Source organism: Streptomyces sp. NPDC048248 (assembly GCF_043201875.1).
Lineage (GTDB): Bacteria > Actinomycetota > Actinomycetes > Streptomycetales > Streptomycetaceae > Streptomyces.
Window position 1 is genome coordinate 72,306 of sequence record NZ_JBICZL010000021.1, and the last position, 25,688, is coordinate 97,993.

Sequence of the window (25,688 nt, forward strand, 5' to 3'; positions counted from 1 at the left end):
GGAGCGGTGTTCATGCGACGTGGGCGCCGTCGATTTCGGCGGGATCCCGTAGGCGGGGAACGAACACAGAGAGCGTCAAGGGCACGGCGGTGAGCAGCGCTCCGGTCCAGAAGATCCAGTCGTAGCCCGCGTCCTGGTAGAAGGCGGTGCCGTTGCTGACGACGCTGTGGCTCGCCAGAACGGCGAACGCCAGGGCGGTGAAGACAGAGCCGAAGAGGGTGATGAGCATGTTGAGCATGCCGCTGCCCAGGCCCTGCTCGTCCTTCGACACCACGCCTACCACCAGCACCGGAGCGCCGGAGACGACGAGACCGGAGCCGAGGTTGGCGACGCACGAGGAGAGGATGAGTTCTGTTTCATCGGCGTGGAAGAAGCCCGCCAGGCCGTAGCCGAGCCCCATCAGGAGGAGCCCCGCCCACCACAGATGGCGGGCGTCGACCCGGCGCATCAGTCGGCTGGCGACGATGCCGGTACCGAACATCACCAGGTTCCAGGTCACGCCGACGGCGGCGTTGTGCTGTGCGGTCCACCCGAGACCGGCGGAGACGCCGGGGATGTGCGGGTACAGGGCGAGCAGGATCACCAGGCTCGGCATGGTGTAGGCGATGGCCTGGGCGAGCCCGCCCGCGGTGAGGACCAGGGCGACCGGGCGACGCCTGAGCACCGTGAAATCGAGGATGGGATGGGCACTGGAGCGCTCCACGAAGACGAAGACGACCAGGGTCACGAGACCGGAAGCCAGCCAGCCAAGGGTCTTGGCGTCGGCCCATCCCCAGCTCTGTCCCTGGCCCAGCGCGTAGATGACCGCGGTCAGCCCGCCGCCGAGCACCAAGCCGCCGAGCCAGTCGAAGCCGGGCCGCTCGTCGCGCGGTGGGGTCGGCGGCACCAGGAAGGCGATCAGCACGAAGGAGAGGGCCGTGGCTGCGGTGATGAACCACATCACGCCCTGGTAACCCCAGTTGTCGACCAGCCAGCCGGCCAGGAAAGGCGCGCCGACGCCCACCAAGCCGACGCTGCTGCCCAGAATGGCGCTGGCCGGCTTCACCAGCCGGGCCGGGAAGATGTCCCGCACGGCCGGGAATGACAGGGCTCCGAACGGCCCGTAACAGCCGGCGATCGCTCTCCCGATGAGCATCAGCCAGAAGCTGCCCGCGGTCGCGGCGATGATGTCGCCGACCGTCCCGATACCTGTGATCACCAGCATGAGCCGCTTCTTGCCGTACCGATCACCCAGCTTCATCACGAAGGGCGTCACAAGCGTGGTGACGAGGACGAAGGTCAGACCGAACCAGGCCACGTAAGTGGTGTGGAAGCTCTGCGCCACGCTGGAGGTCGCATACGCCCCCAGGATCCCGGAGGCGGCCAGCATCTGGGTCGGCCAGATCAGCGCCACGAGTACACCCACCAGACGCAGGGTCCACCTCTCGGTGTCGTCGGACGGTGCTGCGTCGAGCGAGGGGCCGGCAGACGTCGAGGTCATGGAGCCGCTCCTTTCGCGAACAGGGGGTCGGGTTCGTGCGTGGAACGGCATGCCGCCACCGATGGCTCGTGTCTCGGTCACTGGCTCGAAACGGTCCCTCGCTTTCGGATGATGATGAAGCTAATACTTAGTGTCCGCTAGGCATTGGCGGAGTGACGCACGTCACAGCTCTGGAGAATGCGGCTCACCGGACGCTTCGTTCCGACATGAAAATGACCAGTGACCAACGGTCACTGGTCATTGGTCACTGGTCATCGGATATCAGGGGTCGGACAGCCGGACCACGGTCCGGGGTCACGCAGGCGGGCGTGGGAAGACGTACGGACCCGTGAGCGAGCAGGAGGCGCCAAACATGGGCCCCGGTCCCGCCTCGATCACGGCCGCGGTCTCCGGTCCACACGGTGGGATCTTGCCGGGGTCACAGATCCAGGACGAGACGCGGGCAGGCGGCACGCGAGACGCAGATGAACATCGTGTCGTTGCATGCCTGTTCAGCGGTAGTGAGCAGGGAGTCGCGGTGGTCCACCACCCCGTCGAGGACCGCGGTCTCGCAGGTGCCACAGGTGCCCTCCTGGCACGAGGACAGGACCTGCACGCCGGCCTCCTCGACACTCTGGAGGACGGTCTTGTCCGGCGGGACGGTCACCGTGATGCCGCTGCGGGAGAGTTCCACCTCGAACGAGGCCGAAGGGACGTCGTCCAACCTCACCTTCGGCGTGAACCGTTCGATGTGCAGCGTGCCCTCCGGCCAGGAGGCACTCCGCCTCTCCACCTCGTGGAGCAGGGGCTCGGGTCCGCAGCAGTAGATGAGGGTGTCGGTGGCGGGGCTGCCGAGCAGCCCGTCCAGGTCCAGGAGGCCGGACTCGTCCTGGGGGCACACTTCCACCCGGTGGGGATGGGCCCTGGCCAGCTGCCCGGCGAAGGCCATGGTGTCGCGGCTGCGACCGCCGTAGACCAACCGCCAGTCGGCTCCCCGACGCTCGGCGGCGGTGATCATCGGAAGGACCGGGGTGATGCCGATGCCGCCGGCGATGAACAGGTAGCGGGGGGAGTCGACCAGCGGGAAGTGGTTACGGGGGCCGCTCACCCGGACCGTGTCGCCCTCGGCCAGCGTGTCGTGCACGTACCGGGAGCCGCCCCGGCCCTCCGGCTCGCGCAGCACGGCCACTTGGAGGAGGGACGCGTCCCCAGGGTCCCCGCACAGCGAGTACTGCCGTACGAGGTCGGGCCCCAGCACCAGGTCGATGTGAGCACCCGGGCTCCACTCGGGCAGCCGCTCGCCGGAGGGACGGGCCAGACCGAGACGGACGACGCCCTCGGCGAGAGGCTCCTTGCGCACCAGGGTCAGGTCCAGTTCGCCCCCGGGGCGTGGCAGGCTCGTGGTGGTCATGGTGACTCTCTTTCCGGACCGTGGGCAGTTTCAGGCACGGACCGCAGGCGGGGCTGAGGGGCTGGTGCGGACCGCGGGCCAGGGCCTGGGTGGTGGTCTTCGGGATGGTCGAGCAGCCAGTCCCACAGCGCCACCGGGTCTTCGAACTCCCGCTGCGCGCCGCAGTGGCAGACGGCCAGCAGCCGGTCGGCACCGAGCACCCAGTGAATGCGGTAGACGTCCTCGCCGGAGAGGACGGCTGGGTGCTGCGGGATCATGGGGCCACCGCCCGGGCCTGCGTCCCGGCCCCCTCCTGAGCCAGGCGACCGAGAATGCGGCGGGCGGCGAGCCCGCCCGTGTCGATGTTGATGCTCAGCTCCTGGTAGCCGGCCGGCTCGGTGTCCAGGGACTTCTGAAGCACGTTGAGGGCCACGACATCCTGCATGACCACCGTGTGGTTGCTGCCGCGCAGGAATTCGGTGACGTCCTGGTCATCGAGGGCGAAGTCGCGGGCCACGGCCCAGAAGTCGTATGTCGTCCTCTCCGTCGAAGGGGTGATGCCGTAGACGACCTCGACGTGGAAGGCATGCGGGTCGCTGCCGTCCGGATTCGGCTCGGGTGCGCCGACGGGTGCGATGCGCGAGTGGAGCAGGTAGAGACCGGGCGCGTGGTACTCGATGTCCTGCCAGCGGGTGATCCGGCCCTCGATACCTGTGGAGTTGGCGTAGAACGGAGGGCACTCCGCGTCGTCCATGTGGCGGCGCACGCGGACGATTCCGGCCGTGTCGTCGACCTCTGTGGTGATGGGCGTCTCGGCCACCTCGGGAGTGCCGATGTAACCGCCGTGCAGGTACGTCTCGTGGGACAGGTCCATGAGGTTGTCGACCAGCAGACCGTAGTCGCCGTCGATCGGCTCCATGCCCGAGACCACCGTGTAGTCGGGGCAGTCCATCCACGGAGCGCGGGGCGGCAGGGTGTCCCCGGGCTCGCGGTCACCGATCCACACCCACACGAAGGAGTCCTGCTCGACCACCGGGTACGTCTTCAGACGCGCCGTGCGCGGGATGCGCTGCTGGCCGGGAACGAAGACGCAGCCACCGTCGGTGCCGTAGGTGAAACCGTGGTAGCCGCAGACGACCCGATCGCCGTCCAGCCGGCTCGGCGCGTGCGACAGCGGAAAGCGTCGGTGCACACAGCGCTCGGACATGGCCACCGCCCGGCCGTCCTCCGTGCGGTACAGCAGGATCGGCTCGCCCAGTACGGTGCGTCCGAGCAACTCGCGCCCGACCTCGCGGCCATAGGCGGCGACGTACCAGTGATTGCGTACGAAAGCAGTCATGTTGTTCCTTTCCGAGTGGGGCGTTCAGCGCGCGTGGCGCAGAGGCCGGGACCGCGACGGCAGCCGGCAGGGGCTCATTGGTCCCTCGCCGTGTGAGGTGTACAGGAGCGTCGCGGGAGGCCCCGGCGGACCGGGGCCCGGCGTCGACCGATGCGGACCATCGTGGGGTCGGCGCCCCCGGGTCACCAGGGGGCTTTCCGAATGCCGGGAAACATCTGCGCAGTCGCGGCCGCGCCGCTGCGGCGGGACGGCATCAGGATCCGCGGCACGGAACAGCAGGTCACGGGCGAGGTGCCGGAGGCTCAAGCCCGGGACGGCGCGGTTCAGACCTGCGGCGTGCTCATCGCGCGGGAGATCGCCCGGGCGCTCGTGCAGACGAGCCGGGCCAGCGCATGCGCGGAGGTGCTGCCATGGCGTACCACCAGCGACACCGAGGCGATCACCGTGCCGCCGCGGTGTACAGGGGCTGCGACCGACAGGGCGTCCATGGTGACCTGACGGTCGCTGACCGCGTAGCCATGGGTCCGCGCCTCGGCCAGCATGCGCCGCAACGCACGCGGATCGGTGACCGTTCCTGGTGTGAACCGCTCCAGGGGGCCGGCCAGCGCCTGCTCCTGCACCTCGGCAGGGGCATGCGCAAGCAGCATCAGCCCGACGGCGGTGGCCGTGAGGCCGAAACGCCCGCCCACACGCGTCAGCACGGGCACCGCCCCGGACCCCGCGATGCGCTCGACGAAGACGACATCTGTGCCCTCGCGCACCGCGAGCTGAACGTTCTCGCGGGTGATCCGGGAGAGGTCCTCGAGGAACGGCAGGGCCCGCTCGCGCAGGCCCAGTCCGCGCGGCGCAAGGGAGGCCACTTCCCACAGTCGCAGGCCGACGCGATAGCGCCCGTTGTCACTGCGCTCCAGCGCTCCCCAGGCGGTGAGCTCGCCGAGCATCCGGTACACGGTCGACACCGGCAGCCCGGACCGCCGCGAGAGTTCGCTCAGCGTCATCTCCGGGCAGTTCGCGCTGAACGCACCGAGGATCTGCAGCGCGCGGCCCAGTACGGGCCGCGGGCCCGGCTCGGCACTGCGACGGCGGGCTGTCGGGCCCTTTTCATCCGGCATGGCTGAAGGCTCGTCATCGGCATGCCGCGCCTCACGCGCGAGTGAGTCGTCCAAAGCGCCCTCACCGATCTCCCGATTGTGCCTTCCGGCCGGCTGCCGCGCGGCCACCCGAGGCGGTCCGACGATCCGCTGCCGACGTTCCCAAGCTGTGGCGGTCAGTGTGCAAGAAGGTTGCAGCCACGTCGAGACGTTGACACTTTTCCTGCTGATTGCCGTCCCCGTCCTCGACGAACAGCCGCAAGCCGCACCCCCGGCTGAAGTAGACGCCCCCGGCCGGGACGCCACGTACCAGGCGACCCACGCCACTCAGCGAAAGCCTAACTCCCACTTGGTTTTCTCGCCTGGTTCCGGTCGCACCGAACGCCTGGGCAGCCTGCCTCAGGCGGGACCATGCGCGTAGAAGGGCTTGCAGCCGCCCACCTTGTCGGTCGCGATCTCCAGCACACTCTTACCGTCGGCTGCCGGCAGCAGCGCTGCTGTAGTTGGCGCAGGAGTCCTCCTCTGGTTCGCTCAGTGACCACAACGAAACTGCGCGGGATCTCCAGCCTGGGCAGTGCGAACACGCTCAACGAAGTACTGTCGGGGACGCTCGGAATCGTCGTCCCAGCCCTGCCGTTCGACGCCGGGTACGTGCTGATCGGACGGCTCACCATCTCACGGGGGGAACCGTGGCTGACTCTGCCGAAAACGTCGAACCGACCTCCCTCGCGAAGGTGCGGGACCGGGGCGAAGTGATGAGCAACACCGTGGCCGGCCCGAGGGCCACCGACCCGGCCGTCCCGCTGATCCTGGCGGGCGTACGGACCGCGCTCGCGCTGCACGTCCGCACCGCGACGCCGGCCACCTTCGGCGTAGGAGGAGGACTCGGGGACCCGGTCTCCTCCGGCATCACCAACCAGCGCATGCCGCTGCTGGTGCTCGGCTCCGTACTGACGGTCGCCATGGCGCCGATCACGGACTGGCCGGGGACGCTCGTCGAGTTGCTGCTACGCCCACGCGGCCTGGAGGTGAACTGATGCGCCTGGCCCAGATACGGACGGCCGTCGCGGGAGCGGGCGCCCTGCTGCTCGCCGCCGCAGGGCTGAGCGGCTGCGGACTGACCAGCGGCAGCCCGCTGGCCGACTCGGTGCAGCCCGGCTCCATCGGGAAGGGACGACCGCTGGAGGGCGCCCAACTGACCGTGACTTCAAAGGAGTTCACCGAGCAGATCATCCTGGGCCAGATCATGGCGCTGGTCTTCAAAGCGGCCGGCGCGGAAGTCCTGGACCGGACGAACATCCAGGGCTCGATCGGTGCCCGCGAGGCGGTCAAGTCCGGTGCGGCGGACGGGATGTACGAGTACACCGGCACGGCCTGGATCACCTACCTCGGGCATACCAAGCCGGTCGTCGACCCGTACGAGCAGTGGGCGGCCGTACGCGCGGAGGACCGCCGCAACGGCATCACCTGGCTGCCCGCCGCCCCGCTCAACAACACCTACGCGCTGGTAGCGAACCAGGCGAATGCACAGAAATACCGGCTGCGCGCACTCTCCGACGTGGCACGTCTGACGAAGAAGGACCCGGGCGCGGCGACGATCTGCGGCGGAAGCGAGTTCTCGGTGCGTGAGGACGGCCTGCCGGGCGTGGCGAAGACGTACGGATTCACCCTCCGGCGCGGGAACTTCAAAAAGATGAACGACGGCGTCGTCTACACCCAGGTCGCCGAGGGCGCGGCCTGCACCCTCGGCGTGGCGGCCACCACCGACGGCCGCATTCCCGAACTCAAGCTGAAGGTTCTGGAGGACGACCGGCACTTCTTCCCCAACTACAACGCTGCACCCGAGATGAACAGCGCCACAATGAGGAAGTACCCCGCCATCGCCGACCTCCTCACCCCGATCACCAAGCGGCTGACGGGGACGGAGGCCCAGCGGCTGAACGCGCGGGTGGACGTGGACGGGGAGGACCCGCACGAGGTGGCGAAGGACTGGCTGGTGCGGGAGGGCTTCATCCGGGAAGACTGACAGGCGGATTCGCACGAGCGTCCGACGAGCAGGAGGAGAGCGCCCTGCCGCTCGCTCGGACGCTGCCGTCCGGAGGGCCGGGACACCATGATCCGAACGACGTGCCCTGGGTGGGACCGGCGACGGCACTCGGTACGGTTGTGTGCATGGGGACACCAAGGGGGCCGCGCGGCGGCTACGCAACGGGGCTGGCCAGGCGCAATCAGATCCTCGAGGCCGCGCTGCTGCGCTTCGGCAAGGACGGCTACCGCAAGACCTCGCTGGCCGGCATTGCCCGCGACGCCGGGATCACCGACGCCGGACTGCTCCACCACTTCCCCGACAAGCAGCAACTGCTGCTGGCCGTGGTCCGGTACTGGCACGAGAAACTCGACGAGCAGTGGGTCCGCGTTTCGGACTCGGTGCGGGACGCCTTCCGATGCCATCTCGACGACACCGCCGAATCGCTGAACATGCCGGGGATGCTGGAACTCGCCGTCGTGGTGGGCGCCGAGGCCACCGCCCCCGGCCACCCCGCGCACGACTTCTTCTCCCAATGGCAGGAGAAGGGCGTACGCGAACTCACGGACCGTCTGCGCGCCGGCACCGAATCGGGGGAACTCAAGGCGGGGCTGGACCACGAGAACATCGCCAGGGAGTGCGCCGCGCTCGACGCCGGGCTACGGCTCCAGTGGCTGGCCTCCGGGCGCTCCTTCGACTTGATCGCCGTGATGCGCTCGCACCTGGACCGCCTCATGAGCAGCATCGCGGCTGACGGCGAGGGGCTGTAACGCCCGCACCGGCCGCTGCCGGGGCGGGCGGGACAAGCCTTCGACATCACCACTGCGGTAGACCGCGCGGTGGGTTCCCGCCTGCCGCGCTCGCTCACTCCCTTCCCCACCGCTGCGCAGGCCCGTTCGGTCCACCGGTGCCGAGGTGAGGGCCGAAGCCGTTCCTCCGATGTCCGCATTCCCGCCGCAGGTCCTGCGCGGTGCGGGCCCCCACCTCCGGTAAGCCCTTCCACCCGATAAGGACCCGAAGCCCGGCAGACCGGAAGGCCGCCGGGCGACAGCGAAAAACCGGCTGGTCGGCTTCACGAGGGGAGGTGGCCTGTGAAGGCCGTTTGGTAGTACGCGTTCTTGGTGAAGTGCTCGAGATAGCGGGGGTCACTCACTTCGAGGGTGAAGTCGCCGGACGTCCCCTCGTCTTCGTCGAGATCGGTGGAGTGGTCCGCTCGGATCTCCCAGGAGACGATGATCTCTTCGGTGCGGCGTGCAAAGTCATCCGACCGCGGAGCGAGGCATATGTAGTGGGTGCCGTCCGAGAAGCCCCGCCCGCCGTGGGGGTCGAGCCGGCCTCGGTAGAACTCCGCCGCCTTGACGCGAGGTATGCGCACCCGGGTGGAGCCCTCCTCCAGCAGGTATCCCTCCTCGTCAACACGCACCTTCGGGCCGAGGTACCACTCGAAAAGCTCTTTGAACTCGGCTTCCGTTGCGGCGGAGACAGGCCCGGCACCGAAGTCACCGCCCTCCTTCCAGGCATCAATGATGAGCTGCAGGCCGAATACGGGCCCCTGGGAGAACCCGTAGTTGTCGGGATCGCGGTACTGAACGCTGCCGGTGAGGGTGGTGCCACGGCGCGCGTCGGTGAAGACATCGAAGATGTAGGTCATACGCCTGGACCCTAGTGATCAGCACTGACAACTGCCCTGGTACGGCGGAACAAAGCGCTCACGACGGACCGCACAAGTGGACTTCCTTGTTCAGGTCAGGAGGCGGCTTTCAGCCCCTGGGGTTCTGCCGGAGCTCGTCCAGTCGTTGCGCGGTTCCGGGCAGGGAAAGCGACCAGAGTTGCTCCCACGTTTCCTCTTCCACCACCTGGTCGTGTCCCCGTCCGTCGCCCGCGCGTCGCAGCGACCCCTTGGTGCGGCGGACAAGCTCCGGATCGGCAGCTCCTGCCCTGGAGGCGAGAGCATGGGCAGCGGCAAGCAGGTCCGGGTCGGGGACGCACCGATAGGCCAGTCCGGCGGTGGTTGCCGCAGCGCCGTCCAGGCGCTCACCGAAAAGCACCATGGCGGCGGCCACCTGGGGTCCGACCAGGCGGTGCAGCATCCAGGTGTGGCCGCCGCCGGGGTGCAGACCGAGCTTGAGGAAGCGGGTGTCGAACCACGCCGATTCGGCGGCCACCCGCACATCGCATGCCAGCGCGAGATTGAGGCCGGCACCGACCGCCGGGCCGTTGACAGCGGCGATGGTCGGCAGGGGGGAACGGGCCACACGGAGAAAGGACTCGTAGACGGCCTCCACTCCCGAGGTGTCGCCCTCGGATGCCGCCAGGAGGTCGGTGAGATCGGCTCCGGCGCAGAAGGCCGTGCCCGTCCCGGTGAGGACGACCGAGGTGATGGCGGGATCTGCTTCCAACTCGTCGAATGCTGAGAGGAGTTCGCCGACGAGCGGGCCGGAAAGAATGTTGCGGCGGTCCGGGTCGTCGAGGGTGAGAGTGGCGGTGCCCCGCTCGCGCTCCATCCGCAGCAGGCCGCTCATGAGCTACCGCCCGGGGCGGCGGACGAGGGGCCGGGGGCGAAACGGGCGATCAGATCCTTTTTGGAGACCTTGCCGACGTGCGACAGAGGAAGGCTCGGCATGATCTCCAGCCGCTCGGGCAGCTTGAACCTGGCGATTTCGTGCTGCAACAGGAACTCGGTCAGCTCTTCCAGGGTGGGTGGTGCCACTCCTTCGCGTGGGACCACGCAGGCGCACATGCGCTCTCCCAGTACGGGGTCGCTCACCGGAACGCAGGCCACGTTGACGATCGCCGGGTGACCGATGAGAAGGTTCTCGATCTCCTCGGCGCTGATCTTCTCCCCGCCGCGGTTGATGAGGTCCTTGCGCCTGCCGGCGACGACGTAGTTGCCTGAGGGGTGTCGCCGCATCAGGTCCCCCGACAGATAGAAGCCGTCCGGGGTGAACGCGCGGGCGTTGTGCTCGGGGGCGCGGAAGTAGCCGCGCAGCGTGTAGGGCCCGCGTGCCGCCAGCTCCCCCACTTCGCCGTCGGCCACCTCCTGGCCGTTCTCGCCCAGAAGCAGCACTTCGTCGTCCGGGCACACGGGGCGGCCGACGGTCTCCATACGCACCTCTTCGGGGTCGTCGAGCCGCACGAAGGTCAGCAGCCCTTCGGCCATGCCGAAGTTCTCCTGGATACGGCAGCCCGGCAGCATGCTCTGGGCGAGCGCGCGGGTTTCGGGCTGGAGGCGCTGCCCGCCGCTCTGGATCACTCGGACCGACGACAGGTCGTACGCGCTGATCAGCGGGTCGTTCAGCCACTTGATCAGCAGCGCGGGCACCACGTGAATGTGGGTCACCCGGTACTTCTCGATCAGCGGGAACACCTCGGCGCCGCGCGTGGTGGGCTGCAGCACGGTACGGGCTCCGGCGAAGAGGAAGCCGTGCAGGCCGGGGCATGCAAGCGGGAGATTGTGCGAGATGGGCAGGACGTTGAGCAGGCAGTCGTCCGGGCGGATGTCGCACACCGACATGGCGTTCCTGGTGTTGAAGACGTAGTCGTTGTGCAGGCGCGGGATGAGCTTCGGGATGCCGGTGGTGCCACCGGAGAGCTGGAAGAGCGCCGGATCCATGGGATCGACGTCGACGGCCGCCAGGTCCACGCCCGCGTCCTCGCTCGCATCGCCGGCCAGGACGGTGCTCAGCGCCGTGGCGTCCCCGCCCGGGTCGCCGGCGACGATGTGCAGGCGCAGTGAGGGCACCGTGGCGCGCACCCGGGCGACGATCTCGCGGTGATCGGCGTCCTTGGACCGGTCCGGAGTGATCGCGGCGACGGCGCCCGACAGTCGCGCGAACTGCTCCAGTTCCCGGTAGCGGTGTGCCGGGAGAGCCATGATGGGGATGACACCGATCTTCTGCAGCGCGAGATGGGTCACGGCGAAGTCGGCGGTGTTGGGCAGTTGCAGCACCACGCGGTCCAGCGCGCGCAAGCCCAGTGCCCAGAACCCCTGAGCCGCTCGCGCGGCGCGCTCCTCCAGTTCGGCATACGTCATGTCGGCGTCGTCGTGGTGCAGGGCCACCCGATCGGCATACTCCGTGCATACCTGCGCGAACACATCACGCAGTGTGCGGTCCTCCCAGTAGCCCTTCGCGCGGTAGCGCTCGACGTACTCGGGCGGGAAGGGAACGGTTCCGTCCAAGGTCACGGTGTCCTCCTGCACTCAGGTCGTCGCGGTGAAGCCGCCGTCGATGACGACGATCTCGCCGGTCACGAAGGGGTTGGAGTCGATCAGGGAAAGGATGCTCCGGGCGACGTCCTCCGGTGTGACGCACCGCCGCATCGGGGTGTGGCGGCCCCGTCGCTCCATCAGCCGTTCGTAGTTGTCTCCGAGCTGATCCTCCATCCACTCGCCCACCATCCAGCCGGGCGCCACGGCGTTGACCCGGATGCCGTCCGGACCCAGGCGACCGGCAAGAGTCTTGGTCAGGTTCACCACCGCCGCCTTGGAAGCGGCATACGGGAACGGCTGCGGGCCGGGACGCAGGCCCACGATGCTGGCCAGGTTCACCACGGCGGTGCGGCCCGGACGCTTCCCCGCGGCGTCCTGGAGCAACGGCACGCAGGCGCGGGTCACCTGGAAGAGGCCGCGCACATTGACCGCGAACACCCGGTCCCACTCGGCCATGTCGAGCCCGTCCAGGTCGGCGGGCGGGGTGCGGGCCGTGGTGCCCGCATTGTTGACCAGCACATCCAGGCGGCCGAATCGGTTTCGGACCTCCTCCACCATGCCGAGCACCGCCCTCTCGTCGGCCACATCGGCGCGGCAGACCAGGGTCGCGGCCCCGGCCTTCTCGGCAAGGGCTGCAGTCTCCTTGGCCGCCTCGTCGCTGGAGGCGTAGTTCACCACTACGTCGTACCCGGCCGAGGCAAGCGCCAGAACGGCCGCCCGCCCGATTCCGCGCGCGGATCCCGTCACCAGCGCCACCGGTTTGTCGTCAGTCATGATCATCCCTTTCGCATGGACAATGCCTACTCGGACAAGACCGTGGGGCCTACAGACCGAGGAGCCGTTCTGCGTTGCCGTGGAACACCTGATCCATGACGGCCTCCGTGTAGCCGAGCGCCTCCCATTCGCGCAGGAGTCGTTCGAACGGCAGGCTCGGGTGGTCAGTGCCGAACATGACCTTGTCGCGCAGCCGGGCGCGGATGTCGGTGCGTAGCTGCGGCGGGAAGTGCTTCGGCGCCCAGCCCGACATTTCCCAGTAGACGTTGCCCTTGTGCAGGGCCACCGCGGTCATCTCCTCGATCCAGGGCCAGCCCGGATGTGCGGCGATGATCGTCAGCTCCGGGAAGTCGGCGGCCAGTTCGTCCACCGCTCGGGGATGGGCGTGGCGGATGCGGGCGCCCATGCCGCCGGGCATGCCCGCCCCCATGCCCGTCGTCCCTACGTCGATCATCACCGGCACACCCATGGCGGTGATCGCCTCGAACAGGGGGTAGAGCTGCCGGTCGTCCACCGAGTAGCGCCCCATGATCGGGTGGAAGTGGAAGCCGAGTACACCGTGTTCGCGCACCGCCGTCTCGGCGTCGGCGATGGCTTGCTCCCCGCGCAGCGGGTCGACGGCTCCCCAGGCGCCGAGGAAGGTGTCCGGGTGCCGGTCACGCAGGGCGGCAACGTAGTCGTTGCCGCAGGGCAGGGCGCCCGTGACGGTCTCGATGTCGAAGGCCACCAGCACGGCCTCGATGCCGTGCTTGTCCAGGTCGGCTACCACCTCCTCCTCGGTGCGCGGCTCCCAGGGCTTGTTCCAGTACTCCGCAAGGGCCGCCGGGAAGGGCTCCTGGGAGGCGATCCACTCGGCCGTCCCCGGATAGCAATGCAGGTCGATCCGTCTCATCCGCCGCTCTCTCCTGCCTGTGACGGGAGCCGGTCGCTCCCTTTCGTTTCTTCCTCGCAGACCCCTGTACAGCGGGGTCCGGCTCGCCTCAGTGTGTACTACCTACTGCGGTAGTGACTAGCCCTTTGGTGGGGCGATTGCGCGTGGGAGGCGAAATGACCGAGGCACGGCAACGATGCGAGGGCAGCGGCACGCAAGGGGGTGAACTCCTCGCCAGATGGGAGCGGTTGCCCTTCACCAGCGCCCACCGGAGGGCCTTTCAGATCCTGGGAACGGGGACGTTCTTCGACTCCTTCGACACCGTGGCACTGGCGGTGACACTCACCGCGGTCACCTCGACGATGGACATCGGTCTCGGCGACGCAGGGCTGCTCATCAGCGCCGGCTACGTCGGCCAGATCGCGGGCGCCCTCGGCCTCGGCTGGGCCGGCGAGCGCTACGGCCGCCGCCCGGTATTCCTCGCGGCCATGGCCCTCTTCGGGGCGACCGCGCTCCTGGCGGCGGGCGCGTGGAGCGGCCTGAGCCTGGGGCTCTTCCGCCTCGTGCAAGGAATCGGCCTCGGGGCCGAAGTGCCGGTGGCCGCCGCACTGTTCAACGAGCTCGTACGGGGACGCGCCCGCGGCCGCTCGGTGATGCTGTACGAAACCAGCTTCACCCTGGGCAACATGGCCGCATCCCTCGTGGCGGCGGCCCTGTTCGGTCTGCTGCACGACGAAGCCACCTGGCGCACCATGCTCGCCCTCGGAGCAATCCCGCTGCTCGTCGCGGTCTGGGCACGGCGTCGGCTGGTGGAGTCTCCGCGATTCCTCACGTCCCGGGGCCGGATCGCGGAGGCGGAGACTCTGGTGACCACCATGGAGGCGGAGAGTCTGCGCAAGGGACGCCGCCTCGAGTCCCCCGAGGCTCCGATCGCGCCTGACACTCGGGCCACGCGACTGTCGGAGATCTTCTCCCGGCAGTATCTGGGGCGCACCGTGATGATCTGGACCGTCTGGTTCACCACCTACTTCACCCTCTGGGGCTTCACCACCTGGCTGCCGAGCCTGCTGGTCACCCAGGGCGGCATGCACCCGGCGACCGCATCCCTGACCAGCGCGGGGCTCCAGGCCGTCAACGTCGCGCTGGTGGTGACCATCGCCCTCACCGTGGACCGGCTGGGGCGCCGGTTCTGGATCACACTCGGCTACCTGGTCTCCGCACTGGGCGCCGCGACAGGCGTGGTCGTCACCTGGTCCGGGCAGCCCCAGCCCCCGGTCGGACTGATCGCCCTCGCCATTCCCGTCCTGCTGGGCGTGAACGCAGTCGCGCCGATCGTCTTCATGTACACCGGCGAGCTGTACCCGACCCGGATGCGGGCGTGGGGAACCATGGCCGCCAGCAGCTTCCGCAACGTGGGAGCCGTCCTGGCCCCCGCAGTGATCGGCCGGGTTCTCGACGGCGACGGCGGGATGGGGGCCCTGTATCTGATGTTCCTCACCACCCTGGTGGTGGGTCTGGGCGTCTTCTGGGTGTTCGGACCCGAGACCGCCCGCCGGAAACTGGAGGCCCTGGCCTCCTAGCCGCCGATAGACTCACTCTTACGGTAGTGACCCTGCGAAGGCCGGCTGACGGGAGTTCGGAACCATGAGTACGGCTGATGAGACCGCAGCCCGGCTGGTGGAGCTCGGCTTCTCGCAGTACGACGCACGGGCGTACGTGGGGCTGCTCGGCAAGAAGCCCCTCACGGGATACGCGCTGTCCAATGTGACCGGCATCCCGCAGCCCAAGGTGTACGAGACCCTTCGACGGCTCACCTCGCGCGGCGCCGTGGTCAAGGTGGGCGAGTCCCCGGCCCGATTCGCCGCCGTAGCAGCCGACCAGCTGCTCGGCCACCTGGAGACCGACTTCCGAAGGCGGGTCTCGGACGCCCGCTACGAGCTCAACCGCTTCGTCGCCGAGGACCGGACAGAGCAGATCCGGCCGCTGCGGTCCACGAACGACCGCGCCGCCGCCGTCGCACGGGCCCGCGCGATCCTCGCCGACGCAGAGCGGCACGTCTACCTCTCGGGCCGCACGGAGGAACTGGAAGCACTCGGCGATGATGCAGCCGCCGCGGCCGAACGTGGTGTCACCTTCGACATACTCTGCTTCGGCACCCCGCCCTTCGAACTGCCCGGCCGTACACTCCGCCACGCCAGTACAGAAGGCGTCGTCTACCGCCACCACCAGGCCCGGCACCTGGCCGTCGTGGCGGACGGCGCGGCAGCGTTGTGGGCACTGGCACCCGGCGGCAAGGACTGGGACTGCGTGTGGGTGACCGACCCGCTCTTCGCCGCGCTGGTCAAGGGATATGTCCGCCACGACATGTACGTCCAGCAGATCTACACCGACCTCAGCGAACCGCTGAACGAGCTGTACGGCCCCGGGCTGGCCGGGCTGACCGGCATCAGCGAAGACCGATCCGCCACGCCCGGCAAGCCCGCGGCCCGAGCCAGGAAAAGAGCTTCGGGTCGGACCGCCTAAAGGCCGGTGAGACGGTCGCCCGGTCGTGCGGTCGGCCGGCGGAGGTCCGGTACGGGCGCCCCCCTCCAGCCGGCGCTGGGCCTGATCGTGCTCGACGAAGGCGGGGGCGGCCAGGCCAGACGTGGCCTCACCGCCCCGGGTCGTGCGCGCGACATTCGGGCTGGTGCGCGTGCGGCGCATGCTCGGTGTGTACGACACGGGGCCCCATCATCAACCCCCAGAATCACCAAGAGCGTCAGGTGCCGGCGGGCGAACCGGATTGCCCGACGCCAGAGCATGCCGCTCGACTGGACCGACAGGGTGGTGGATCCCTTGGCTGAAGCCGGGCATCCCAAGATCAGTGGTGGAGGCTGCTAGCTTCGCGAACTGTCCGAGGGCCCAGGACTGCAGCCGTGGCCAACCCATGTCGTGAACGGAGGCAGCGGTGGCTGGAGCGAAGGAAAGTCCGGACAGGCCGACGGCCGTCCACCTCAAACGCCGGAGCTTCCTGGCATCAGCCGCTCTTGCAGCCGCCCTGCCCGGCGCGGCCGCCAATGCTGCTCAGGCTGTCACGCAACCGGCCGGCGGACCTCCCGGTGCGCCCGACCACGGCTCCGTGGGGCGCCTCCTCGCGGTTCCCGAGGACGTCCGCGGATTGGCATGGATCCGGTCGGCCCTCCAAGTAGCCGTCGAACTCGAACTCGCCACAATTCCCGTTTACTTGTGCGGCTGGTGGTCCGTCAAGGACCGTGGCAGTGAGTCTGCCCGGTTGATCCGACGCATCGTCGGCGACGAGATGTTCCATCTGGGTGTGGTGTCCAACCTGCTTGTCGCCGTGGGCGGGCAGCCGAAGATCAGAGACGCGGCACCCAGCTACCCCGGACCATTGCCCGGCGGTGTGCGCGACGGAGTGACCGTGTATCTGTCAGGGCTCACCAAGTCACTCGTGCATGACGTGATGATGGCGATCGAGGCTCCCGAAGCCCCGCTGGCCCAGAGCGAAGACACTTCACCCACTGTCGGCGCCTTCTACAGCGAACTGCAGAAGGCGTTCCGTTCCACGGCACCTGAACTGTCAACCACGGGGCAGCTGTCCGAACGCATCGACTCCGACGTGTTGAAACCGGTCGAGAACCTCGACGACGTCGAGTGGGCCCTGGAAATGGTCAAGGAGCAGGGCGAAGGCACCGCCAGTTCCCCTTCCGACACCTTCGAAGATGACCATCCAGCCCATTACTACGCGTTCGGCGAGATCTACCACGGGCGGCGACTGCGCAAGGTGGGAGGGAGATGGGAGTTCACGGGTGCGCCCGTGCCCTTCCCGGATGTCCGCCCCATGGCACGAGTACCGGCCGGCGGCCGGCCCGACCCCCCGGCGCACGTTCGACAACTCCTGAACCGTTTCGACGCCGCTTACCACGCCGTGCTCAACTCCCTCGACCATGCCTGGGACGGAGGCGGCTCCCGCGCCTTGAGCACGGCAGTCCACGCCATGCGCGGGCTGGAGGCTCCCGCGATCGAACTGATGGAGACCGCCATTCCCGACGGTCCGGGCACCTATGGACCCGAGTTCCGCCCGCTCCCAAGCCATCCCGCCACCTGACGGTGATGCTGTCGGACCAGACACGGTGGGGCAGGACAGCCCTCAGCGAGGGCCTGAACCGTGTGCTCGGGGCAGACGGCGCCCGTAGTCAGAGGAAGCGACTTCAGGTGCCCTCGCGTTGCGGCCCGGCGCTCATTGCCACGCCCGGCCAGGCTCCACCGTCGACGGCCGCCCGGCGAAGCGGTGAGCGCCGGTGCACATCGCCATGAAAGCCCCGCGCCGTGCAAGGGCCCAGGCGTAGAACGCAGGCAATGCGCCGGCCCGCACCGGCGGGCCGCCGAGGGCCCGGACCTGCGGGGCTGCCAACTGCTCCCCCAGCGCGGCACATTCCGGCCCGCGCCGGCCGCGCGCGTGCGGCGCCGCCTTTCCGCTCCGGGGCCGTGGCGCCCGGCCCGGAGGCCCGATGACGGTGCCGTGCTTGCAGGTCCGTTCGGCCGCCTGCGGTACGGACGGACCGCAGGCGGCCGACCGATCCCCTTGAGCCGCCCGCGCGGCTAGCCAGACTGGCCGGCAGCGGGGCCGTTACCGTTTTGCCCCATGAGTACCTGGTTGCCACTTTCCGCAGTCCCCCGGCTCGGAGGCGCCATGGCCGTCGGAGCTGCGACCGGCGTGGCCGTCGGAGTGCCGGCCGGGCCACCGATGGGCGTTCTCGCCGCCATCGCCGCGACAGAGCTGGTCTTCGTCGTCGCCGGCTGGCTGGTGCTCTGGCCGATGGACGCCAGGGCCACTCACGAAAACGCCCGACGCGAGGACTTCCGGCCCCTCGTCGACGAACTCGTGGTCGTGGGCGCTGCCGTGTGCGGACTGGTCGCCATCGTGCTGCTCCTCCTGGTCGGGAAATCCGACTCCGGCCACACCGCGGCCGCGGTCGCCCTCGGCGGCGTGTTCGTGACCTGGGCGGCACTGCACCTGATGTACGCCACCCGTTACGCCTACCTCTATTACCGGTCCGGGAGCGGCATCGACTTCAACTCCGAAAAGCCGCCTTCCTACCGGGATTTCCTCTATTTCAGCTACAACCTCGGAATGACGTACCAGGTATCCGACACCGACGTCTCCAGCTCGACCATTCGTGCGGTGGCGCTACGGCACTGTCTGCTGTCCTACGTCTTCGGCACCAGCATCCTGGCAACCACCATCAACCTGGTCACCGGAATCGTCACCGGATGAACCTGTCCCCGTGCGCGAGACCTCCGGTCACGGCCATCCGATCGCCGCGCACGTCTGCCGCATGCTGGACGGCAACCGGAGCAGCACTGCGACGGCGTCCGCTACGACGCTTCCGACGGGAAAGCGTTCGCAACCGTGGTGTCACTCGGCCCGACCCAGCCCGTGACCCCGCGACCCAACCGTGAACCGGGTGTCCGTGAACACGTCCTCAGGCGGCGGGTTCGATGGTGACCTTGACGTGCTTCATGATCGGCTGGTCGCTCTGCGTGCTGTGGTCGGCGAGCGCGCACAGGACGTTCATCTCGGGCATATAGCCGGCCGCGCAGCCCCGAGGAATCTCGTAGGGGATGGCGAGATAACCGTTGAGGTGGCGCCGGCTGCCGTCCTTGGCGGTGCTGATGATGTCCACGCGGTCGAATTCGGCGATACCGCGTTCCCGCATGTCGTCGCGGTTCATGAGGACGAGGGTGCGCAGGTTCTTGATGCCGCGGTAGCGGTCGTTGTCGGAGTAGATGGTGGTGTTCCACTGGTCGTGTGAGCGCATCGTGCCCAGTGCCAGGGTTCCGGGGGCGGGGATGACGTCGGGCAGGGGCGCGCTGGAGAACTCGGCGCGTCCGGACGGGGTGAGGAAGACCAGCTCACGGGCGGGCTGCTTGATGCGGAAGCCGAGCGGCAGGCGCACCCGCCGGTTGAAGTCCTCGAAGCCGTCGAGGGCTTGGGCCATGGTGTCCCGGATGCGGTCGTAGTCCTCGATGTACCACTCCCAGGGGGTGGTACTGCCGGGGAGGGCCGCGCGGGCCATTCCTGCGACGATGGCGGGCTCGGAGAGCAGGTGCGGTGAGGCGGGACGCTTCATGCCGATGGACAGGTGCACCATGCTCATCGAGTCCTCGACGGACGTGCTCTGGACCCCCGCGCGCTGGTGGTCCTTCTCGGTGCGGCCGAGCCACGGCAGGATCAGGGCCTGCCGGCCGTGCACGAGGTGACTGCGGTTGAGCTTGGTGCTCACCTGGACGGTGAGGTCGCAGTTGCGCAGTGCGTCGTAGGTGTAGGGGGTGTCGGGCGCCGCGAGGGCGAAGTTGCCGCCCATGCCGACGAACACCTTCACATCGCCGCGGTTCATGGCCCGGATGGTGCCGACGGTGTCCAGGCCGTGCGCACGCGGTGGCTCGATCTTGCAGGCATCGGCGAGGCGGTCGAGGAATGCGTCGGCGGGGCGGTGGTCGATACCGCAGGTGCGGTTCCCTTGGACGTTGCTGTGCCCGCGCACGGGGGAAGGGCCGGCCCCCTCACGTCCCAGATTGCCCCGCAGCAGAAGCAGGTTGATGATCTCCCGCACGGTGTCGACGCCGTGCTCGTGCTGGGTCAGGCCCAGGCACCAGCAGACGATGCTGCGGTCGGCCTCGCCGTACACCTGCGCCGCCTTGAGGATGCCCTCCCGGCTGAGCCCGGACTGGCTCTCGATCTCTTCCCACGGTGTGGCCTCGCACAGTGCCCGGTACTCCTCGAAACCGGCCGTGTGACGGTCGATGAACTCCAGGTCCAGCGCCTTGGGGTCGGTCGCGGACTGCTTCAGGACCGCCTTGGCCATGCCCCGCAGGAACGCCATGTCTCCGCCGATGCGCGGCTGGAGGTTCAGGGTGCTCGTCCGAGTCGTCTTGAGGAGGGCCATGTCCGTGAAGTCGTGCGGGACGATGGCGCGGGTGGCGGCCGCCTCGACCAGCGGATTGACGTGCACGATCCGGGCGCCGCGGTGGTACGCCTCGACAAGGGCGGTAAGCATCCTGGGCGCGTTGGAGGCGGCGTTGACTCCCAGGATGAACAGCGCGTCCGCGCTCTCCCAGTCCTTGAGGTCCACGGTCCCCTTGCTGGTGCCCAGGGACGCCTGGAGTGCCCGCCCACTGGCCTCATGGCACATGTTGGAGCAGTCGGGCAGGTTGTTGGTGCCCAGTTCACGGGCCATCAGCTGGTAGAGGAAGGTGGCCTCGTTGCCGAGCCGGCCGGAGGTGTAGAAGGACGCCTGATTCGGGTCGTCCAGCCCGCGCAGGGCCCCGCCGACCACCTCGAACGCGTCCTTCCAGCTGATCGGGACGTAGTGGTCCGAGCCGGGGTCGTACACCATCGGCTCGGTCAGCCGGCCCTGGTCCTCCAGGGCGTAGTCGCTCCAGCCGGACAGCTCGGTCACCGAATGGGAGGCGAAGAGCGCGCGCCCGACGCGCTTGCGCGTCATCTCCCAGGTGACGTGCTTGATCCCGTTCTCGCAGATGTCGAGGTGCAGACCCTTGGTGTCGTCCGGCCAGGCGCAGCCGGGACAGTCGAATCCGGTGTTCTCGTGGTTCATCCGCATGATCGCCCGCGGCCCGTCCACCAGCGCACCCTCACGCGCCAGGAACCGGGTCACGCTCTTGGCGGCACCCCATCCGGCAGCGGGGTGGTGGTAGGGGCGGGATTCCGGCTCATCTGTGGGAACGGGGCCCACGCTGGGCTCCAGCCGTTCCTGTTCCTCATGGGACGCGCTCACGAATCTCACCTTCCGGGCACGCGGACGTGGGCCGACAGGACCGACTGCGGCCAGGCTAGGTCCGTGGTCGCCCCCCTGCCACCCGACTATGACCGCGGCCGATGTGGCTCCGTGGCAGCCGGCCTCGGGCTCCGCAAAAGCCGTGGGCGGACCACGGCGACCACTGCTAATCTCCCGGAGGCCGTGCGAGAGAACGAGGAGGTGGTACCCGTGAACGCAGTATCGACATGGGTGCTCCCCTCCGGGGTCACGGTCGGACGACAGGTCGTCCGGGAGCGCCGTTCATAGGCTCCCGAAAGGCACGACCATGCGATTCACTTCCGAACAGCGTCTCGACGACGGCGTCCTCGAACGCGAATTCACCCTCGGTGAGATCCCCGGTGTCCTGTGGACGTCTGGATCCGCACCTGCCCCGCTGATCCTGATCGGTCACCCCGGCGGCTTGCACATGCGGCTCCCCCGACTGGTGGCCCGGGCCCGGCACTACGCGGCGGAGTACGGCTTCGCGGTGGCCGCCATCGACGCCCCCGGGTGTGGTGAACGGCCCCGTTCCGCCGCCGACGAACAGTCCCGCGCCGATCTCCGCCGGGCGATGCAGGCCGGCGAGCCGATCGACGAGATCCTTGACGCCTTCATCGTCCCGCTGGTCGAAAAGGCGGTCCCGGAATGGCGGACCACCCTGGACGCCCTCCTTCCGCTGCCCGAGATCTGCGGCCCGGTCGGGTACGACGGGATGGTCGCCATCGGCATTCGGCTGGCGGTGGTCGAGCCGCGCCTCTCGGCCGCCGTCTTCTTCGGCCAGACGTTCGTGCCTGACACCCTGCGCGAGGAGGCCCGGAAGGTCAGCATTCCGCTGCAGTTCCTGATGCAGTGGGATGACGAAGGGATGGAACGGCAGCCGGTCCTGGACCTGTTCGACGCCTTCGGCACCAAGGAGAAGACGCTGCACGCCAATCTGGGCGGGCACACCGGTACCCCGCAGTTCGAGGTGGACGACGCGGCCCGGTTCTTCACCCGGCACCTGAAGTGAGGCCGGGCCGTCAGGGCAGCAGCAGACGGTAGGCGCTGTCGGCCAGGATGCCGCTCATCGAGTACAGGTCCGGCCTTCCTCGATGAGCGGTGGCCGACAGATGCACAACTGGGATACCGCGTTCTCGCGGATCGACTTACCGCCGGCTTCGGTGACCTCCACCCCACCGCCATGAGTCCCACGCCGTGAGTGTCTCGATGCGGTGAGTCCCTCGATGCGGGTGGCGCTGTGGTCCGCGTCCGGCCGGGGAAGACCGACGTCCTCGGCGAGTGGCCGATAGATGCCGGCCACGGCAGGATCCTGTCCCTTGCGCCGACCGGTGGGAAATCGGGCACACGGGGGCCCAGGTTCCGCAGGGCTGGAGCCGGCAGGGAGCATGGCCGGCATGAGTTCACAGCATCCCGCCGAGCGGGGCGGCGCCGGGCGCGACTGGTTCGCCGCCTTCTCCGAGCGGGCATCGAACGTCACCAGCTCGCCGCTGTTCTACGCCCTGTGCGTGCTCCTGGTCCTCGGCATGGTCGCCGTACACCTCGCGCACCTGCCGGTGCCCTGGCTGATCTTCGCCGGGGATGTCATGACGGCCATCAACCTCCTCCTGCTCACTTTGCTGAAGAACACCGAACGACGTGACGCGCGCGCCGTTCAGCGCAAGCTGGACGCCATCGCGGCGGCAATGCTGGAGCAACGCGAGGGCGCGAGCCACGCAGCGGCCGACGAGCTACGGCGTGCCATCCGCATGGAGGAGGCACAGTGACGGGGCTGCGTCACGGGCATCGGTCTTGAAAGCGCGCGATTGGCCGTCAGGAAGGCAGCCACCAGACCTGGCTGCCGCTGTCGCGCCGATCAGGGCCAGGGTCATGATGATTGCCATGAAGACCTGGCCGTGCACGCCGAGGATGAAGACGGTGTGGTCGGAGAACTCCGGGTCGTAGGTGGCGGTGCCGGGGAACAGGAGTGCGCCGATCATGCCGAGCCAGGGGGTGGCCAGGGCCGCGGCGGCGCACAGCAGCCGACCGCGGGTGTTCCGGCCCTGGCGCAGGGCGAGGGCCAGGCCGATGAGGCCGAGGAGCACCGTCATCAGCATGTACTGGCCGTCATGGAAGTTGGCGTGGGGCGGCCAGCCGGGGATGGACATGGATTGACCTCTTGAGGTTCGGCGGTTTCCCGGGAACGACACGCCTTCGCGGAGTCGGGCGGATTGGGTCACGTGGGTGGGCATGTCAGAGCGTCCAGGTGTAGGCGCGGGTGACCGAGCGGTTGAAAAGTGACTTGGGCAGGAGTGGGAGAGCCATGTCTCGCAGGGCTGCCAGTGGCGGGGACGTCCAGTGCGCGGGAGCGCCGGCCTGCCGGGAGGGGCGGGCGATCATCTGGGTGCGCGGCCTGCGGACGCGGTCGTTGTCTTCGGCGGCCTGGTGTGCACCACCCAGATCCCGGACCGCGAAGACGGCTCGATCGAATTGGGCGGCATCCGGCAGCAGACCAGGCAGACGCTCGCCAACCTGGCCGACGCGCTCAGCCGGGCGCACAGCGATCTCAGCCGACTGCTGCATCTGACGATCTACCTCACCGACATCGAGGATCGCGACGCGTTCAACGAGGTCTACGCCGAGGTCATACCCCGGCCCTGTCCGGTGCGGTGCTGCGTCGCCGTCGCCGCACTTGCCGTCGAGGGAATGCGCGTGGAGGTGACCGCGCTCGCGGCCCGGTCGGTGTGGCCGAGCGAAGCCGAGCGCGGCGCCTGAGGACGAGACCTCGGTCTGTGCATGGCCGCAGACCGTGCCCGCGGGACGGTCGGAGACCTCCCCTGCATGGCTGTTGGAAACCGTGCCTCCCCGGCCGGTGGCCGGGGAGGCAGGCGGCTCAACCCTGGCTCATCGTTCGGGAAGTCGGCAGACGCAGGGACGATCCGCCCTCCGCGGCCGTCACCGGCGCAGTGACCTCTCAACGCCGCTGGAGACCCCGGTGGTCGGATATCGCCGTAACCTCGTTCTGCCGACCCTTCGGTCGCAAAGCCGGCGTCGAGGGCCGGCTTCGGCGACTCAGATGGCATCCGGCTCCTTCTGCGCCGGGGGCCCCCACCAAGATCAACCGACTCACCGAGCGTGGGACGCGTCGCAGAGCTGGAAGGCGAGCTCCTGGGAACGCGGTCCCGCGCAAGTGGCCAACCGTACCCGGGCTCCCTGGTGTATTCGCTCCGGTGGGGTACCGATGATCCTGGCGCTGAGGCGGTAGCCGTCATCCATCGCGATGACGGCCGACGCGCGCGGCACACCCGCGTTCCGGCCGACGACAGTGACCCTGCGGATGACGCCGGTGCCGGTGCCGGGCTCCCAGACCAGGTCGGTGCAGCCGCAGGTGGGGCAGAGCAGGCGGCGGAAGGACGGCGTGTTGCACCAGCAGCAGCGCTGGAAGTGCAGTGTCCCGTCTTTCACCTCGGCCGGGCCTTCCGGCGGGAGGGGCTCCATTGCCGCTGGTTCCACATGCGCGGTCCAGTCCGGTGCGTCGTGCTGGAGAGGGGCGTCGAGGGAATCGATCACTGGCTGGGTCACGTGCCGTCTCCTTCCGGGGGAGGAATGCCGAGGAGCGCCGAGGCTGTCGGGCATCCGCCGCCTCGGGCATGAGGCTGCGGCGCACCAGCGTCATCGCGCCATGCAACACCCAGACGATATGGCACTCAGTGCCACACGTAAAGGCACTGAGTACCCTTGATCGAAACCCGCCACGACCTCACTCCCCGGTGCTGGACTCGATCTCCTGGACCACCCGCCACATCGGGGTACCGCGCCTGGTGATCACGACAACGACATCCTCCAGCTCCCGCTCCCCCTCGCCGGCCTCCTCACCCGGGCCACTCCAGGACTGCTGCACGAAGCCGAGGGCGTGGTCCATCCGGGCCGTGACGTCCTCGTTTCCGCCGGAACGGAGCCATGACCGCAGTGCGTGGTTGTGCGCAGCCACCACAGAGGCCGCGATCGTCTCGCCGCGCAGGCCCCTGTCGGGCAGGCCGGCGAAGCGGCGCTGCAGGTACTCCGAGAGGGTGCGTTCATAGCGGCGGACGACGGACAGTTCGTGGGTTCGAAGGCCCGGAACGCTCTTGGTGAGGCGGTACCGCTGCACGGAGAACGAGGGGGCGGCGGCGTAGACCCGCAACACCAAACGGGCCGCATCGCATGCCCGTTTCACAGGCTCCTCCTCGCTCGGCTCCTCGAGGAAGGCCGTCATCTCGGCGAGGCATTGCTCGTGGTCGGGAAAGACCACGTCCTCCTTCGACGGGAAGTAGCGGAAGAAGGACCGCCTCCCGACACCGGCGAGCCGGACGATGTCGTCGATCGTGGTCTGCTCGAATCCACGCTCCACGAACAACTCGAACGCCGCCGAGATCAACGCGTCCCGCATCGAGGGCTTGGCGGCGGCCCCGTCGGCGACGCCCTCGCCCTGTCCCTGTGCCTCATTCATGCGGGGAAGATACACCGACGGTCACAGCCCACGGACTGGACGCGTGGCACTGAGTGTGCATACTTCAGGGTACTGAGTGCCATCTACTAGCGCGATCGGACGACGGGACGTGTCTGCGATGAACCACATGCTCGACCTCTACCGACTCCCGGAGGAGCACGACATGCTCCGGGAGTCGGTGCGTGCGCTCGCCGAGGCGAAGATCGCGCCCTTCGCCACCGCGGTGGACGAGGAGGCGCGCTTCCC

The 25,688-nt window shown here is 68.8% G+C and carries 24 protein-coding genes and 2 pseudogenes; 12 read left to right on the forward strand and 14 right to left on the reverse strand.

Annotated features, from left to right (window positions below; genetic code table 11):
• Positions 1-10 precede the first annotated feature (10 nt).
• From ACGFZW_RS33480 to ACGFZW_RS33500, 5 genes are all read right to left on the reverse strand, one after another.
• Positions 11-1,480 (reverse strand): MFS transporter, encoded by a 1,470-nt coding sequence (locus tag ACGFZW_RS33480; protein WP_393897066.1) that lies wholly within the window; start codon positions 1,478-1,480, stop codon positions 11-13.
• 418 nt (positions 1,481-1,898) lie between these two features.
• Positions 1,899-2,870: a PDR/VanB family oxidoreductase gene (locus ACGFZW_RS33485; RefSeq protein ID WP_393897067.1), complete on the reverse strand. Its 972-nt coding sequence runs from the start codon at positions 2,868-2,870 to the stop codon at positions 1,899-1,901.
• The gene (locus ACGFZW_RS33490) at positions 2,867-3,127 is read right to left on the reverse strand and encodes a hypothetical protein (protein ID WP_393897068.1); all 261 of its coding nucleotides are present in this window, start codon (positions 3,125-3,127) and stop codon (positions 2,867-2,869) included. Before ACGFZW_RS33490 ends, ACGFZW_RS33485 begins: the two co-directional genes overlap by 4 nt.
• Positions 3,124-4,188: a Rieske 2Fe-2S domain-containing protein gene (locus tag ACGFZW_RS33495; protein ID WP_393897069.1), complete on the reverse strand. Its 1,065-nt coding sequence runs from the start codon at positions 4,186-4,188 to the stop codon at positions 3,124-3,126. The genes ACGFZW_RS33490 and ACGFZW_RS33495 overlap by 4 nt, the downstream gene beginning before the upstream one ends.
• Positions 4,189-4,511: 323 nt before the next feature.
• Positions 4,512-5,300, reverse strand: a complete 789-nt coding sequence (locus ACGFZW_RS33500; RefSeq protein WP_393897070.1) for an IclR family transcriptional regulator — start codon at positions 5,298-5,300, stop codon at positions 4,512-4,514.
• Between the two features lie 531 nt (positions 5,301-5,831).
• On the opposite strand from ACGFZW_RS33500, the pseudogene ACGFZW_RS33505 reads away from it, so the two are divergent.
• The 4 genes and pseudogenes from ACGFZW_RS33505 to ACGFZW_RS33520 form a co-directional block, all read left to right on the forward strand.
• A pseudogene (locus tag ACGFZW_RS33505) lies at positions 5,832-5,963 on the forward strand (ABC transporter permease); the annotation flags it as partial.
• A 68-nt stretch (positions 5,964-6,031) separates the two neighbouring features.
• Positions 6,032-6,316 (forward strand): annotated as a pseudogene (locus ACGFZW_RS33510) (ABC transporter permease); the annotation flags it as partial.
• Positions 6,316-7,305, forward strand: coding sequence for a glycine betaine ABC transporter substrate-binding protein (locus tag ACGFZW_RS33515; RefSeq protein WP_393897071.1), 990 nt, complete (start codon positions 6,316-6,318; stop codon positions 7,303-7,305). The pseudogene ACGFZW_RS33510 and the gene ACGFZW_RS33515, both read left to right, overlap by 1 nt.
• Positions 7,306-7,451: 146 nt before the next feature.
• Complete coding sequence (locus tag ACGFZW_RS33520; protein WP_393897072.1) at positions 7,452-8,075, forward strand: TetR/AcrR family transcriptional regulator; 624 nt, start codon at positions 7,452-7,454, stop codon at positions 8,073-8,075.
• Positions 8,076-8,377: 302 nt separating this feature from the next.
• Here the strand turns inward: ACGFZW_RS33520 and ACGFZW_RS33525 are convergent, their stop codons facing one another.
• The 5 genes from ACGFZW_RS33525 to ACGFZW_RS33545 form a co-directional block, all read right to left on the reverse strand.
• A complete protein-coding gene (locus tag ACGFZW_RS33525; protein WP_393897073.1) occupies positions 8,378-8,956 on the reverse strand; it encodes a hypothetical protein in 579 nt (192 codons plus the stop codon).
• 109 nt (positions 8,957-9,065) lie between these two features.
• Positions 9,066-9,827, reverse strand: a complete 762-nt coding sequence (locus tag ACGFZW_RS33530; RefSeq protein ID WP_393897074.1) for an enoyl-CoA hydratase — start codon at positions 9,825-9,827, stop codon at positions 9,066-9,068.
• On the reverse strand, positions 9,824-11,491 hold the full coding sequence (locus ACGFZW_RS33535; protein ID WP_393897075.1) for a (2,3-dihydroxybenzoyl)adenylate synthase: 1,668 nt from the start codon (positions 11,489-11,491) through the stop codon (positions 9,824-9,826). The genes ACGFZW_RS33530 and ACGFZW_RS33535 overlap by 4 nt, the downstream gene beginning before the upstream one ends.
• Positions 11,492-11,506: 15 nt before the next feature.
• On the reverse strand, positions 11,507-12,289 hold the full coding sequence (locus ACGFZW_RS33540; RefSeq protein ID WP_393897076.1) for an SDR family NAD(P)-dependent oxidoreductase: 783 nt from the start codon (positions 12,287-12,289) through the stop codon (positions 11,507-11,509).
• A gap of 49 nt (positions 12,290-12,338) precedes the next feature.
• Positions 12,339-13,181, reverse strand: a complete 843-nt coding sequence (locus ACGFZW_RS33545; protein WP_393897077.1) for an amidohydrolase family protein — start codon at positions 13,179-13,181, stop codon at positions 12,339-12,341.
• 155 nt (positions 13,182-13,336) lie between these two features.
• Between ACGFZW_RS33545 and ACGFZW_RS33550 the strand changes: the two genes are divergently transcribed.
• From ACGFZW_RS33550 to ACGFZW_RS33565, 4 genes are all read left to right on the forward strand, one after another.
• On the forward strand, positions 13,337-14,740 hold the full coding sequence (locus ACGFZW_RS33550; protein WP_393897078.1) for an MFS transporter: 1,404 nt from the start codon (positions 13,337-13,339) through the stop codon (positions 14,738-14,740).
• Positions 14,741-14,804: 64 nt separating this feature from the next.
• Complete coding sequence (locus ACGFZW_RS33555; RefSeq protein WP_393897079.1) at positions 14,805-15,683, forward strand: TrmB family transcriptional regulator; 879 nt, start codon at positions 14,805-14,807, stop codon at positions 15,681-15,683.
• Positions 15,684-16,107: 424 nt separating this feature from the next.
• On the forward strand, positions 16,108-17,265 hold the full coding sequence (locus ACGFZW_RS33560) for a ferritin-like protein (RefSeq protein WP_393897080.1): 1,158 nt from the start codon (positions 16,108-16,110) through the stop codon (positions 17,263-17,265).
• Positions 17,266-17,802: 537 nt separating this feature from the next.
• Positions 17,803-18,435, forward strand: coding sequence for a DUF1345 domain-containing protein (locus ACGFZW_RS33565; protein WP_393897081.1), 633 nt, complete (start codon positions 17,803-17,805; stop codon positions 18,433-18,435).
• A 208-nt stretch (positions 18,436-18,643) separates the two neighbouring features.
• Here the strand turns inward: ACGFZW_RS33565 and ACGFZW_RS33570 are convergent, their stop codons facing one another.
• Entirely contained in the window at positions 18,644-20,956 is a 2,313-nt protein-coding gene (locus ACGFZW_RS33570; RefSeq protein WP_393897082.1) for an FdhF/YdeP family oxidoreductase, read from the reverse strand.
• 307 nt (positions 20,957-21,263) lie between these two features.
• On the opposite strand from ACGFZW_RS33570, the gene ACGFZW_RS33575 reads away from it, so the two are divergent.
• The gene (locus ACGFZW_RS33575; RefSeq protein ID WP_393897083.1) at positions 21,264-21,986 is read left to right on the forward strand and encodes an alpha/beta hydrolase; all 723 of its coding nucleotides are present in this window, start codon (positions 21,264-21,266) and stop codon (positions 21,984-21,986) included.
• A 385-nt stretch (positions 21,987-22,371) separates the two neighbouring features.
• Positions 22,372-22,740, forward strand: coding sequence for a low affinity iron permease family protein (locus tag ACGFZW_RS33580; protein ID WP_393897084.1), 369 nt, complete (start codon positions 22,372-22,374; stop codon positions 22,738-22,740).
• On the opposite strand, the gene ACGFZW_RS33585 is transcribed toward ACGFZW_RS33580, so the two are convergent.
• A complete protein-coding gene (locus tag ACGFZW_RS33585) occupies positions 22,705-23,121 on the reverse strand; it encodes a hypothetical protein (RefSeq protein ID WP_393897085.1) in 417 nt (138 codons plus the stop codon). The genes ACGFZW_RS33580 and ACGFZW_RS33585 overlap by 36 nt on opposite strands.
• A 208-nt stretch (positions 23,122-23,329) precedes the next feature.
• On the opposite strand from ACGFZW_RS33585, the gene ACGFZW_RS33590 reads away from it, so the two are divergent.
• Complete coding sequence (locus ACGFZW_RS33590; protein WP_393897092.1) at positions 23,330-23,728, forward strand: RidA family protein; 399 nt, start codon at positions 23,330-23,332, stop codon at positions 23,726-23,728.
• A 351-nt stretch (positions 23,729-24,079) separates the two neighbouring features.
• Here ACGFZW_RS33590 and ACGFZW_RS33595 read toward each other — a convergent pair whose 3' ends face one another.
• Positions 24,080-24,535 (reverse strand): Zn-ribbon domain-containing OB-fold protein, encoded by a 456-nt coding sequence (locus tag ACGFZW_RS33595; RefSeq protein ID WP_393897086.1) that lies wholly within the window; start codon positions 24,533-24,535, stop codon positions 24,080-24,082.
• A gap of 178 nt (positions 24,536-24,713) precedes the next feature.
• Positions 24,714-25,442, reverse strand: coding sequence for a TetR family transcriptional regulator (locus ACGFZW_RS33600; protein ID WP_393897087.1), 729 nt, complete (start codon positions 25,440-25,442; stop codon positions 24,714-24,716).
• A gap of 118 nt (positions 25,443-25,560) precedes the next feature.
• On the opposite strand from ACGFZW_RS33600, the gene ACGFZW_RS33605 reads away from it, so the two are divergent.
• A partial coding sequence (locus tag ACGFZW_RS33605) for an acyl-CoA dehydrogenase family protein (RefSeq protein ID WP_393897093.1) occupies positions 25,561-25,688 on the forward strand: 128 nt, incomplete at its 3' end.